Source organism: Haloleucobacter ellipsoideus, from assembly GCF_052491725.1.
This window is the reverse complement of the sequence record NZ_JBQWAR010000016.1, coordinates 1-12,503: the sequence shown is the minus strand read 5'-3', so window position 1 is coordinate 12,503 and position 12,503 is coordinate 1. Positions and strand designations below refer to the sequence as shown.

The following is a 12,503-nucleotide window of genomic DNA, read 5'->3' as shown; positions in this document are numbered from 1 at the left end:
TGGCCCGTGCCGTTCTGGATCTGGCGCGGGAGGGTGAGCGGGGCGCGGCCCTATGCGGACCTGCCCGGCTATGACGGCGCCGCCGGCGCCGCCCGGCTGCTGGTGGAGCGCGGATTTGCCGGCATCGGGGATGCGCTGGCCGCCGTTCTGCCAGAGGTGCCGCCCGCCCTCGCGCAGCGCGGGGACGTGGGGGTCATTGATGAAAATGGCGAGGAGGCGGGCGTCGTGGTGATCGGCGCTGACGTGCTGGGCATGGCCCCGGCCGGCCTCACCCGTGTGCCGCGTGCCCGGCTCAAACGGGCGTTTCGAGTGGGATGATCAATGGGCGGCTTTTTCCAGAGCCTCGGTCATCTTCGCGCGCCAGTCCTTTCCACCGATCGCCTTGAACCGGGCAATGATTTCAGGGGCAAGGCGCAGTGTCACAGCCTCCTTGGGGCTTTCCACCTTTGGGCGGCCCCGTGCGCGACGGATGCTTTCGGCAAGCTCTGGCAGGGCCTCGGCAAAGGGGCGGGCCTGCGCCATTTCGGCGTCTGTCAGCTCCGGGTTATCAGACACTTCATCCCAGTCCTGCCGGGTAAAACCTTGTCCGGGCTCGAATGACTTCATCTTCTTGCCGGTCATAGGAGTTTCCTTTCCTTGGGGCTGGCGCGGCGCATGGAAATGACTGAAAGCGCCTGCGTGCCCAGCGCGAGAAAGATCACCACGATAGTGCCGTCCGCGCGGCGGCCTATCGCCTTGAACCGGCCCTGCTTGGCCGGGATCACCAGAGATGATGCGAAGAACTCAAGGTCGAGATCGGCAAAGTCCATACCGTGCTTGGCAAGGTTGGCGAGGCGCTTGGGTTCATCCCATGTGATCTGCATTTAATTTTCGTACACGAAAAATAAGAGACACGCAATAGCCGCCCCTTGCCGGGCGGTTTTTTGTTTGGGGGTAGCATGCCTTTTATCGGTGCGGCGGTTGTCGGGGCCATCGGGCTTGCCGGCACAACGGCGGGTGCCATTGTCGGTGGCCTGATCAATGTCGGCGTGGCCGGCGGGCTAGCCTACGCCTCGTCGGCGCTGGGGGGTGAGAAGGCCGGCAAGGTGCAAACCAGCGTGCGGACCGATGTGGAGATGGGCGGCGGCCAACCGCGCGGCAGCCTCTACGGGCGCTGCGGCACGGCCGGCTATCTGGCCTATTTCAATACGTTTCTTGAAAACAACAATATGGCCGATCTGGTCTATGTCATCGGCGATGGGCCGCATGACGGGCTGGAGGTGGTCTGGGTCAATGGCGAACGCCGCGCCGTGCGCCAGATCGCCGGCAACGCATATCGTACCGGCTATGAGGTTGTGGGCGTTGGCGTGGGCGGCGCCTCCTATCTGCATATCACCCTCTATCACGGCTATCCGCCTCGGCTCAATCCTGGCGATGTTCGTCTCGGTCAGCGGCGACGGCATCATCGACAGGGCCGGCAAGGCGCAGGGCGGTGTCGATATTCTCAACAATTTGCGCTTCGCAGAAACCGGCACGGGCCAGATCGTGCGCATCGCAATAAACAACGCGGCCATTGCAGCGCTGATCGAACTTAACCCGGAATATGCTGCCATTGCCCGGGCTCGCCTTGAGGCGGATTGGGCTGGGGCCATCGCGCGTGCGGCCCGGACTGCTGCGCCTGCATTATTCGCACGCCCCATTCTACCGCCGAAAATGATATGGACCGGCTGGAGGAAGACCTGCTGGCCATTTGCGGGTCGTCGGCTGCCCTCACCGGTATCCACGCGGCCAAGGGCGCGGCCTCGCATATTGGCTGGACCCCGCGCCTGTTTGCTGTGCCGGGCTACACACATCAGGTGCTGGGGGCGGGCGAGGCCAACCCGGTGGTGGCTGAATTTCCTGCAATTTTGGACCAGATGCGGGCGGTAGCTGCTGTGGAGGGGCCGTCAGGGAACCTGAAGGCGGCACAGGACTGGCGTGAGACGTTCACCTCCAATCGTCTCATTCCGATGGCGGGTGGGGTCAAGGTGCGTGGCGGTGAAAGTGCCCAGCTGCAGCGGCCCATGGCCGGGCGCATTCTTGGTGTGGCGGTACGCGCGATCATGAAAAGGGTGGTTTGCCATTTCATAGCTGGGCGGGCCAGCCGGTGCATGGCATCGTGGCGCCGGGATGGGAGCATGATTTCTCACTGACCGATGGGGCCAATACCGGGCAGGATCTGCTGGCGGCCAATATCGGCATCATCGAGCGCGGTGAGATTGGGGTGGATGATGCGATTGCAGATTCCGGTTTTATCTTCATCGGCACCGACCATGCCGATACCACCAACACCTGGCCATTCTATCACCAGACGCGCGGCAATGATTATCTCTGGCTCAGCTTCCTGAAAATCCTGCGCAATTATCTGGGCAAGTACAACATCACCATTCAGGCGGTGCAGGCGGCGGTCAACACCATGAACCGCCGTATGCGCGACCTGATGGCAAAAGAGCTGCTCTACAAGGGTTCACGCATCCAGCTCGACAGCGGCGTGAATGGGGTGGACGCCATTCGTGGCGGCAAGGTCACACTCGACCCCATCTATGAAATTCCTGCTGTATGGCGGCGCGCGCATTTGCGCACCTCGCCCAACGCCCCGGCGGTTGAGGCTTTCGTGGAAGATCTTGCGGACGCGATTGCACGCCTCGCGGCCTGATGCCGGCTGTGCCTGCCAGCCGGGCACACCTTTGCCCAAAACCACACATTCAAAGGAACGATCATGGCACGCAACACGCTGTTCCACTGGGAAACCGCAAACATGTATTGCGGTGATGTCGAGCCGGATAAGTAAAAACATCTTGCAATCAAGAATATCAAGCTTGAAAAGATGGCGGAAACCTATGTTGACCACAAGTCTGGCGGCGGGCCAGTTGGTGTGGAGTTCGGTGTGGGTATGGAAAAGTTCGGCTTTTCTTTCGGTTATTTTGGCCTTGATCCGGAAATGATGGTGCAGTTCGGGCTGGGGACGCAGTCGCGACGGATCTACACCATCTACAATGGCATACGAGATCTGCAGGCGGACAAGATCATTCAGCGCAAGATGATCATTGAGGCGCGGCTGGGCGGACTTGAAGAAGACCAGTTTTCGCGCGGTGAAGCTCATGGCGCGAATTACACACTGAATGAAATCATGCATTTCGAGATGTGGTGGGAAGGCCGCGCGAAGCCCCTGTTCGAATGGGATTTCTTTTCTGGTGGCTGGGTGGTGGGAGGTTCTGACCAGGCCGCCGCCATGAATGCCGCGCTCGGCATCGGTATCTGACGGTGCAGCTATGACGGACAATACCAATCTTTGGGATCAGCCGGACGATGCGGCGCTTCTGGGGGGAGGGGCAACAACTGCCCCTGCCACCTTCCCGCTGGATGAGCGGGGGCGGACGCTGGAAGCCGCCCGGGCAGCCGCATTCCCCAGCCTTGCCCCCGTGGAGACTGGACTAGCCGGCGGTACGCGGGAAGCAGAGCTGGCAAAGGCGAGCAATAACTTTGCAGATGTGGAGACAGGCTCACCAGATCCTGTTGAAGCGCCTGAAATCATTTCGCCAGCCCCCTCTATCATCTATGCCGAGGATTGCCCCGATGTGGATGTTGTGCCCCTGCGGCACCCGTTTCAGGTGGGCGAGCGCTGGGTGCGTGAGATCCGCATTCCTCCCCCCACACTCGGCCTGCTGATCGGATTGGGCGGTGGGATGGTGGGAAACCTGCTCGCGGTTGCTGAATCCATGACGGGTGAGGACACCTTTGTGCTGACAGCCCTGCGTGGCGGGGATGAAGAGCGCGTGTTGCAGGCGGTGCGGCGCAAACTGCCCCGGCGCGCCCGGCGTCTGCTCGATGAGGTGTCGTAGCCATGGGTGATGTGGTCTCTACGCTCATTCTGCGCCTGAGGGATCAGGTTTCCGGGCCGGCAAAAGGCATCCAGCGCGCGTTAAGGCAAACTGATGCCGCCGCACGCGGCCTCCGTGGCCGCGGAGGGGTTCTGGGTCAGGTTGGTGAGCGCGGCTCACTGGCCATGATGGCGGGCCGGGCCGTGTTTGCGGCAGCGGCCACGGGTGGTGTTGCTGTTGCCGCGCGTCGGGCCGTGGTGGACTTCGCTGCTCTGGAACGGCGGATGACCTATGTACACGCGCATTCCGTCTGCGGAGGATTTCTGGTGAGCTGGAAAACAGATCTCAAAATAACGGATCTGGAGCCGGATCGGCGGATCGAGGTGACATGCAGGCGCTGTGGCAAGATGCGCTATGTCCGCGCCGGAGAGGCCGCGGCCTATCCGGCGCTGTCTCAATCCTATCTGGATGAGGTGGAGAAGGCTCTACGCTGCCGGGATCGGTTCTGCCGTGGCCCGGTCAGAATTGCGCTGCCGCATCAGGGGCAGATGGAAGGGTTTGTGGGTGGGATGGCGTGAGATAGGGGCGGCCCCGCGCTGCGGCGTGGGGCTTCTTTTTGCTATTGAGACCACGAACAAATCTGGAACATGCTTCGGGACTTTTTCGGGACTATCTGTCACCGTATCTGCAAACGGATGACATTTGGTTCCGATTTGTTCCAATTTATGCAGTTTCTGAAGTGTGGCTCTCGACCTTTCCAGTCGGAAATATCTATTTGAAATTTAATGGAAACTTCTGGCGGGCCGAGAACGATAGAGATGATCACTACATTTTCGCTATGGCCCTCTCCGGGTGATAATTTCCATGAAGGAATCACGGTGATCTGAACGCCGCTTGACGGCCACGCCGAGGGATATGTCGCGGGTTTCGGGAATTTTGCAACGACGCGACAGAGGGATGACCCAGCTGAATGAAATTCAACGTATCGCATCGGCCGCGAGATTATTTATCGAACCAGTATGGCACCGCTGGCATCAATCGGGAGGTCGCACCGTGCATCCCCCGTCCAGACATATTTGCGGTAGAACCAGCTTGTTTCTACGGGATGTGCTGAGACATGAGGGGCATCCTGCCGAATGGATGAGCGGAACGCCATATGCCGGAAAAAGCGGGGCACCTGATGCAGCGTGCGGATTTTACTCTGGAGCGCAATGGGAAGGCCACGCCTGGGTCGTTTCCGGAAATATCATAGTTGACATAACGGCCGATCAATTCGGCTGGGATCCTATCGTCATCACATCGATTTCCGACACACGCTATGTTGGGTCCGTAGATTTGGCGGACCCCGCTGCCATAAAGGCACGTCATGAAACCATAGCGGCACTATGGCCTGAGTGGATAGGCTTCCGGTCGAACTTCGATCCGTCGCACAAATTCTATATATCGCGACAAAATAGGGATCACTGATTTTTAGGGAAAAATCTGTCGCAAAAGTCTCGTGCGAAAGTCTGACTTGCGCGGCTGACTTTTGCGACACATCACGGCAAGCTCCGCGGGACGAAGCTACCGCTTGCGATAGGAAGGCAAGCCCCTGCGATGGGACATGCCTTTGGCTGTTATGCTGCCGATGAGAAATCCAGATTGGTCGGCTTCATGAACAGCTTGCCACCGCCGGCCGTTACCGGCCAACCAGCCTGCGCCTCGCCAAACGTCAAGTTTTTCACGCACATGCTGCCGTAGCCGTTCAGGAGCAGACCATAATGGATGCTTGCCGCGCTATCGGGAACGTCGAGGACGATGCGACGGGTTGTCCAGTCGTTCGTGCCGCGCAAGGAACCTTCACCGACACGATCCAACATGTTGTCGAACCGGAGAACCTGCCCAAGAGACTGATCGACACGCATCCATATCGATGCCGCATCCGCATCATCGGTGCTGATCATAGCAGAAAGAGCCAGCTTTCGCTCCCGATAGGGTTCGGCGGTTATGCTCTGCATCATCACGCCGAAGCTATCTGATGGCAGGACGATGCCATCCGCGCGACCAGCACGGCAGGCTATCTTCGCGACACCGGGCGCTTCGGTGTCCATGCCAATCCGGTAGATTGAGCGGTCCGTATGTCGTGCAAGCTTCCAGCCTTCCGGCAGCGCGAGGTGATCCATCGACGCGCGATTCGCTGTCGCGGCAATCCGTGCTGAAAGCTGGTTCCAGTCCTTTAATCCGAACTGTTGCGCCACAAGTTCAAGGCATTCGCTGTGCGAGCGCTCTATTCCATTATGTGCAAGTGATTGTCGGAGATTTTTCGCCAGTATCTTGGCGTCCATGAAGCTGTGCATGCTCTGTTTCCTTAAAGGCGGAAACGCTTTCGCGCGCCGGTGCTCGCGTTGCCGACAATCCGCCCAAAGGGTCAGAGGTCATGCTATGCTGTGAGTGCATTCACCATTCCGACTTCGGATGCGAGCGGCAGGCTGCACCAGCCTCTCTGACAGCTTATCAACGGCGATGAATGACAGCAATGGGTTCAAACCGACTGTTGCGAAAGTTAGGATAATTGCGACGCCTCCGTACTCGGGAGATGATCGAGCGGGAGAGGTGCTTGGGATTTGACGGTCTGGATCGCAAAATTGCTGCGTATGTCGTTCACGCCCGGTAACTTGAGCAGCGTGCCGAGCAGGAAGCGTTCATAGGCCGCCAGATCGGGAACGACGACCTGCAACAGAAAGTCGGCCTCTCCCGATACCAGATGGCAGGACACGACCTCCCGCAAGGCGCGAACCGCTTCCCTGAACGCCGCTGCCGGCTCGTCATGGTGGCGCTCGACCTTGACGCTCACGAAAACGGTCAGACCAAGCCCCAAGCCCGCGCGATCGAGGCTCGCATGATAGCCGCCGATCACGCCGGACTGTTCCAGAATCCGCACACGCCGCAGGCATGGCGAAGGCGATAGCCCGGCGACCTCCGCGAGCTGCACGTTAGTCAGGCGGGCGTCCCGCTGCAAGGCGGCGAGGATACGGCGGTCGATGGCATCCAGCTTCAATTTTGGCATCCTTTAGCATCTTTAGCGAGAAGATTAGCATAACTCGCCAATATGTTCCTGCATCTCAGCACAACTTGCAAGGACATGCCCTCGATATTCACGGTAGCCTGAACCGAAACATTATCATCGGGGGGCGGGCTCATGGCCGATTTAGGATTGTTCATCGGGGCACTGGTCGTCGTCTATCTGGTGCCGGGGCCGGATATGGTTCTGATCCTGCAAACCGGCGCGACGGGGGGGCGTGGGCCGGCTATCGCTACAGCGGCGGGTCTGGCGCTCGCGCGAGCGGCGCACGTAACTCTGGCGGCGCTCGGACTTGCGGCCTTGCTCACCACAAGCCCGATGACATTCGAGGTCGTGCGCTTCGCCGGTGCGACCTATCTCATATGGCTCGGAATCCAAATCCTGCGTGCCCGGTCACTCCTGCCCGAAGCGACGGCAACGCAGACGCCAAGCCGGGCGCACTCCTGTGGATCGTGCTTCTATCAGGGGCTACTGACGAATATCCTCAACCCCAAGGCGCTGCTGTTTTGCTCTGTGCTGTTGCCGCAGTTCGTCCACGCCGGCCCAGAAAGTATGGCGGGGCAATTCCTGCTGTTGGGGGTGATCCTTGTTAGCGTGGGGCTGGCCTTCGATCTCGTGTATGCGAGCGCTGGTTTCGTTCTCGGCCGATGGATCGCCCGTCGTCCGCTGGTGCAGACGCTTCAACGATGGGTGTTCGCGACGATGTTGATCGGTTTCGGGCTTCGACTGGCCCTTTCGCCACGTCCCTTCTGACTCCTGTGTCCCGATATTAGGATTTGTGCGACTTACCAACTTCCTGCGAGGGCCGCGCCTGCCAGAAGAGCGCCAGTCAGGATATTCGACAGGAACAAGCGGTAATTCAGCTCCGGCCTTTTGAGGTCAACACGCCATGCCTGCCAAGCCAGATGGGCCGCGACAATGACCATGCCAACCGCGTAGAGCATCGACATATCTAGCAGCCAGCCCCCAACCGCCCACGAAACGACGGCGAGGGCATAGAACAGGCCAATGCAGGCTTTCCCGTTTCGGCCGAACAATATCGCGGTCGACTTCAAGCCCAAGCGGGTATCGTCCGCCACATCGACATAGGCGTAAACCGTGTCATAGCCGATCTGCCACGCTATTGCGCCGATCCACATAGCGACGGCCCCGGCCGGGATCGTTCCCGAAACCTCCGCCCATGCCATCAACATTCCCCAATTGAACGCCGCGCCCAAGACGGCTTGCGGCCAATGCGTGAAGCGTTTGCAAAGGGGGTAGATGAACACGAGCGGCAACACGCATATCGCTACGAGGCGCGTGAAGGGGGTCAGGAAAAACAGCAACAACGCAGCTAGGGCGAGTTCTGCGGCAAGAAACACTATTGCGCTGTGGAGCCGGAGTTGACCACTCGCCAGCGGGCGAAAGCGGGTCCGCTCCACATGCCCGTCAAACTTGCGATCCGCGATATCATTGACTGTCGAGCCGGCGCTTCGCATCAGGAACGCACCGAGACAGAACACCACCAGAAGCCAGATTTCAGGGAGCCCGTGGGCCGCCTGTATAAGAGCAGCCAAGCAGGGGAAAAGTGTAAGCCAAATGCCTACTGGCCGATCAATCCGGGCAAGTCTCGCATAGGGACGCCAAGAGATAGGCAATCGACGATCGACCCAATCTCCAAGGCGGATATCGCTCAAATCTGGACGGCTCGAAGTGGTCATCTGTATATCTCAATTATTGTCGCGAAAATCCCGAAACCCGCGACACAGTTTTCGGCCAAAACCTATGAAGTAGCAAGCATTTGCGCGGCGTTGCCGCGCAATGGCGGGCAGCGCTGCGATTGTGGTGTCTTCGCGCCGCCCGCCATCGGTCACGCCCGATCCTGATGCGATCGAATTCTGTCGTGTGCGCCTGCTGGCTGTCCCTCTGCGAACGCCTCCTTCCCCTTTCCGGCCCACAGTTCTCGCGCCCGTTCAGCATCTTCGCTCCTGAGCTTTTCGGCCATCCAGAGTAGTGCGCCGTAGGTCATGGCGCGGTCGTCGCCGGTCAATTCGACGATGCCCGACTTGACGACAAGACCGCCGAGCTCGATGAGGTGCCGCGTTCTCTTGCGGCGCTCGACCTGCCAGTTACGCATGTCATGCCGCGCCTGTGCCGCCTGATGCCGATTGCGGGCTGCCCGGTTGCGTTTGAGCGCTGCCAGTGTCGCGGTCAGTTGCCGTCGCTGATCGCCGCGATTTGCTGCGAAAGAACGCCGCCCCGCGCTTGGCCCATGCCTCTTTCCTTCCGGCATCGGTTGTTTCCGCTAAGACGATCAGCGCGCCAGCCAGTTCATCGACGGTGAGCGTATCGGCTCCGGTGGCGATGACCAGTTCGCCGAGTTGCTGCACCTTGCGCGTTTTCAGTTCCTTGGCCTTGTCTTCCAGCGCCTTCAATTCCGCGTCGTAGTCCCGTGGCTTGCGCATCATCATCTCCATAAGCTGTTGATGTGGCGATGATAGTTGTACAGGCGGCCGAACGCAGTATTGTTGCCGGGACGGTCTGGCACGGCCCGGTCCATCCCGAGATTTTTTCGAAGGAGGGCGCGCTTATACGTCGTTCCGACGTGCGCTTGACCGTGGCAATGCTTGATCGCGATGGCGATCTATCATCTTCACGTCAAGGTCATTGGCCGCAAGGCCGGAAGCAGTGCGGTGGCGTCCGCCGCCTACCGTTCGGCCTCGCGGCTGCGCGACGAGCGCATCGACCGCGTGCAGGACTTTTCCGCCAAGCGCGGCGTCGTCCATTCCGAGGTCATGCTGCCGGATGGCGCGCCCGAGCATCTTGGCGACCGCGAACGGCTCTGGAACGATGTGGAGGCGTTCGAGGTCAGAAAGGACGCCCAGCTTGCCCGCGAGGTCGAGTTCGCCATTCCACGCGAGATGACGCAGGCGCAGGGCATCGAGCTTGCCCGCGACTTCGCACAGGCGGAATTTGTCGATCAGGGCATGATCGCCGACCTGAATGTGCATTGGGACATCGGCGAGGACGGGATGCCCAAACCCCATGCTCATGTCATGCTCACCATGCGCGAAGTCGATGAGGATGGTTTCGGCCCGAAAGTCCGGGAGTGGAACCGCACGGAGATGGTCGAACGGTGGCGAGAACGCTGGGCAGAGCATGTCAACGAGCGGCTGGCCGAACTCGACATCGACGCCCGCATTGACCATCGCAGCCTTGAGGCGCAGGGCATCGGGCTGGAGCCGCAAAGCCAGATCGGCGCACCCGCGCAGCGGATCGAGGGTGAAGGCGTCGAAGCGGCAGACCGTGTCGAGATGCACCGCGAGATCGCGCGCAACAATGGCGACCGGGTCATCACCGATCCTTCCGTGGCGCTGGACGCGATCACACATCAGCAATCGACGTTCACGCGCCGGGACATGGCGAAGTTCGCACACCGGCACAGCGACGGCATCGACCAGTTCAACGAGGTCATCGGTGCGATGCGCAATTCGCCCGATCTGGTCGAGCTTGGGCAGGACGGACGCGGCGAGGACCGTTTCACCACCCGCGACATGATCGACGCCGAACAGCGTTTGCATCGTGCGGCGGAATTGATGGCCGAGAAGGAATTGCACGAGGTCAGCGACCGTGACAGAGAGGCCGCACTCGCCCGCGCGGAAGAACGCGGCCTTGTTCTTTCCGGCGAGCAGGCCCACGCGCTGGCACATGTGACGGACGGGCGCGATCTTGGCGTTGTCGTCGGCTATGCCGGCACGGGAAAGAGCGCCATGCTTGGCGTGGCCCGCGAGGCATGGGAAGCGGCGGGCTTTGAGGTTCGCGGCGTTGCCCTGTCCGGCATCGCTGCCGAGAATCTGGAAGGCGGATCGGGCATATCCTCGCGCACCATCGCCAGCATGGAACACGGCTGGGGACAGGGCCGCGACATGCTCACCAGCCGCGACGTGCTTGTCATCGACGAGGCGGGCATGGTCGGCACGCGGCAGATGGAGCGCGTTCTGTCCCATGCCGCCGAGGCTGGCGCAAAGGTTGTTCTGGTCGGCGATCCGCAGCAGTTGCAATCCATCGAGGCGGGCGCGGCGTTCCGGTCTATCCACGACCGTCATGGTGGCGTGGAAATCCATGAGGTGCGACGCCAGCGCGAGGACTGGCAGCGTGACGCGACCCGTGATCTGGCGACAGGAAGAACCGGCAATGCGATCAGCGCCTATGACCGTCACGGCATGGTGCATTCCGCCGAAACGCGCGAGCAGGCGCGCGGCGATCTGATCGACCGCTGGGACCGCGACCGGCAGGCATCGCCAGACAACAGCCGCATCATCCTCACCCACACCAACGCCGAGGTCCGCGAACTCAACGAGGCGGCCCGTGACCGGATGCGGGCGGCGGGTGATCTGGGCGAGGACGTGCGCGTGACCGTCGAGCGCGGCGACCGGAATTTTGCCAGCGGGGATCGCGTCATGTTCCTGCAAAACGAGCGCGGTCTTGGTGTGAAGAACGGCACATTGGGGACCATTGAGCAGGTCAGCGCGCAGAGCATGACCGTGCAGACAGACGATGGCCGCTCTATCGCGTTCGACCTGAAAGACTACGACCGGATCGACCACGGCTATGCCGCGACCATCCATAAGGCGCAGGGCATGACGGTGGATCGGACGCATGTGCTGGCGACACCGGGCGTGGACACCCATGGCAGCTATGTTTCCCTGTCGCGCCATCGCGACGGCACGGACCTGCATTATGGTCGCGACGACTTCGCCAGTCAGGACAAACTCGTCAACATCCTGTCGCGTGACAGGTCGAAGGACATGGCGACGGATTACGACCCGGCGCAGGATTATGCCGAACGGCGCGGCATCACCTTCCGCGCCCGTGTCGCACAGATCATGCGCAGGCTGATGCCGGAACGGATGCGCGATGCTGTCAATGACATGCTCGACCGTCTGCACCAGCATGACAACGCCGCGCCTGGTCGCGAGGCCGTGCAGCACCCGGAAAGGGAAAGCGCCGGGAAGACAGGACCGGAACGGCAGGCCGGGGAAGACCCGGAGACCGCGTTGCGCCGTGCCCGTGGCCGGGCCTTTGTCCGTCATGCCCGTGCCGTGGACACGATCTTCGGGGCGCAGGCGCGAGACATGGCCGCCACACCCGAACAAGTGCAGGAACTGCACGAAGCCCGTGCCGGATTTGACGATGTGCGTCCTCACGGTTCCCGCGATGCCGAGGCGGTCTATAAACGGAATCCCGACTTTGCCGCCGATGTCGCCTCTGGCGATCCTGATCGCGCCGCGCCTGCAAGGCGCGCTCTGCAACTGGAAACCGAGATGCGCCAAAATCCCGAACTGCGCGCCGACCGCTTCGTGGAGCGGTTCCGGGACCTCAAGCAGACTGGCGACCGCCAGTATGCGGCAGGCAACTATTCCGGCTACAAGGCCGCGCGAGCAGAGATGGGCAACATGGCAAAAAGCCTTGAGCGCGATGCGCAGATGGAATCCCTGCTCGAAGGTCGCAAGAAGCAACTCGGCATCGACATGGATTTCGACTCAGGCATGAGGCTGGGGCGGCAACTTTCCCTCAGTCATGGCCTTGGCAGAGGCCGGGGCATCGGATTGTAGAGCGAAGAA

At 60.9% G+C, this 12,503-nt stretch carries 16 protein-coding genes; 9 read left to right on the top strand and 7 right to left on the bottom strand.

The features are described 5' to 3' along the window. Nucleotides 1-6: 6 nt before the first annotated feature. Nucleotides 7-318, top strand: a complete 312-nt coding sequence (locus tag ACT6QG_RS04530) for a DUF6950 family protein (RefSeq protein WP_444976391.1) — start codon at nucleotides 7-9, stop codon at nucleotides 316-318. On the opposite strand, the gene ACT6QG_RS04525 is transcribed toward ACT6QG_RS04530, so the two are convergent. After that, nucleotides 319-621, bottom strand: coding sequence for a BrnA antitoxin family protein (locus ACT6QG_RS04525; protein WP_444976390.1), 303 nt, complete (start codon nucleotides 619-621; stop codon nucleotides 319-321). After that, nucleotides 618-863, bottom strand: a complete 246-nt coding sequence (locus ACT6QG_RS04520) for a BrnT family toxin (RefSeq protein WP_444976389.1) — start codon at nucleotides 861-863, stop codon at nucleotides 618-620. Before ACT6QG_RS04520 ends, ACT6QG_RS04525 begins: the two co-directional genes overlap by 4 nt. Nucleotides 864-938: 75 nt before the next feature. On the opposite strand from ACT6QG_RS04520, the gene ACT6QG_RS04515 reads away from it, so the two are divergent. From ACT6QG_RS04515 to ACT6QG_RS04490, 6 genes are all read left to right on the top strand, one after another. Next, nucleotides 939-1,574, top strand: a complete 636-nt coding sequence (locus ACT6QG_RS04515) for a hypothetical protein (RefSeq protein ID WP_444976388.1) — start codon at nucleotides 939-941, stop codon at nucleotides 1,572-1,574. Nucleotides 1,575-1,697: 123 nt separating this feature from the next. Then, complete coding sequence (locus ACT6QG_RS04510; protein ID WP_444976387.1) at nucleotides 1,698-2,171, top strand: hypothetical protein; 474 nt, start codon at nucleotides 1,698-1,700, stop codon at nucleotides 2,169-2,171. Continuing rightward, entirely contained in the window at nucleotides 2,138-2,674 is a 537-nt protein-coding gene (locus ACT6QG_RS04505; RefSeq protein WP_444976386.1) for a hypothetical protein, read from the top strand. The genes ACT6QG_RS04510 and ACT6QG_RS04505 overlap by 34 nt, the downstream gene beginning before the upstream one ends. Nucleotides 2,675-2,821: 147 nt before the next feature. After that, nucleotides 2,822-3,280, top strand: coding sequence for a phage major tail tube protein (locus ACT6QG_RS04500; protein WP_444976505.1), 459 nt, complete (start codon nucleotides 2,822-2,824; stop codon nucleotides 3,278-3,280). A 10-nt stretch (nucleotides 3,281-3,290) separates the two neighbouring features. Beyond that, entirely contained in the window at nucleotides 3,291-3,860 is a 570-nt protein-coding gene (locus tag ACT6QG_RS04495) for a hypothetical protein (RefSeq protein ID WP_444976385.1), read from the top strand. A gap of 2 nt (nucleotides 3,861-3,862) precedes the next feature. Next, nucleotides 3,863-4,417, top strand: coding sequence for a hypothetical protein (locus ACT6QG_RS04490; protein ID WP_444976384.1), 555 nt, complete (start codon nucleotides 3,863-3,865; stop codon nucleotides 4,415-4,417). Nucleotides 4,418-5,455: 1,038 nt separating this feature from the next. Here the strand turns inward: ACT6QG_RS04490 and ACT6QG_RS04485 are convergent. Further along, nucleotides 5,456-6,175, bottom strand: a complete 720-nt coding sequence (locus ACT6QG_RS04485; RefSeq protein WP_108128021.1) for a glyoxalase superfamily protein — start codon at nucleotides 6,173-6,175, stop codon at nucleotides 5,456-5,458. 206 nt (nucleotides 6,176-6,381) lie between these two features. After that, nucleotides 6,382-6,885: an Lrp/AsnC family transcriptional regulator gene (locus ACT6QG_RS04480; protein ID WP_108128022.1), complete on the bottom strand. Its 504-nt coding sequence runs from the start codon at nucleotides 6,883-6,885 to the stop codon at nucleotides 6,382-6,384. A 132-nt stretch (nucleotides 6,886-7,017) separates the two neighbouring features. Here ACT6QG_RS04480 and ACT6QG_RS04475 point away from each other — a divergent pair, with 132 nt between their 5' ends. Then, nucleotides 7,018-7,653 carry a LysE family translocator gene (locus ACT6QG_RS04475; protein ID WP_108128023.1) on the top strand — a complete coding sequence of 212 codons (636 nt, stop codon included), beginning with the start codon at nucleotides 7,018-7,020 and terminating at the stop codon, nucleotides 7,651-7,653. A 32-nt stretch (nucleotides 7,654-7,685) separates the two neighbouring features. Here ACT6QG_RS04475 and ubiA read toward each other — a convergent pair whose 3' ends face one another. The 3 genes from ubiA to ACT6QG_RS04460 all read right to left on the bottom strand — a co-directional run bounded on the left by ubiA (nucleotide 7,686) and on the right by ACT6QG_RS04460 (nucleotide 9,344). Then, complete coding sequence (gene ubiA / locus ACT6QG_RS04470; protein ID WP_108128024.1) at nucleotides 7,686-8,600, bottom strand: 4-hydroxybenzoate octaprenyltransferase; 915 nt, start codon at nucleotides 8,598-8,600, stop codon at nucleotides 7,686-7,688. 149 nt (nucleotides 8,601-8,749) lie between these two features. Beyond that, the gene (locus ACT6QG_RS04465) at nucleotides 8,750-9,016 is read right to left on the bottom strand and encodes a conjugal transfer protein TraD (RefSeq protein WP_108128025.1); all 267 of its coding nucleotides are present in this window, start codon (nucleotides 9,014-9,016) and stop codon (nucleotides 8,750-8,752) included. A gap of 1 nt (nucleotide 9,017) precedes the next feature. Further along, nucleotides 9,018-9,344: a conjugal transfer protein TraD gene (locus ACT6QG_RS04460; protein ID WP_183318926.1), complete on the bottom strand. Its 327-nt coding sequence runs from the start codon at nucleotides 9,342-9,344 to the stop codon at nucleotides 9,018-9,020. 171 nt (nucleotides 9,345-9,515) lie between these two features. Here ACT6QG_RS04460 and traA point away from each other — a divergent pair, with 171 nt between their 5' ends. Beyond that, nucleotides 9,516-12,494 (top strand): Ti-type conjugative transfer relaxase TraA, encoded by a 2,979-nt coding sequence (gene traA / locus ACT6QG_RS04455; protein WP_108128027.1) that lies wholly within the window; start codon nucleotides 9,516-9,518, stop codon nucleotides 12,492-12,494. Nucleotides 12,495-12,503: the final 9 nt, after the last annotated feature.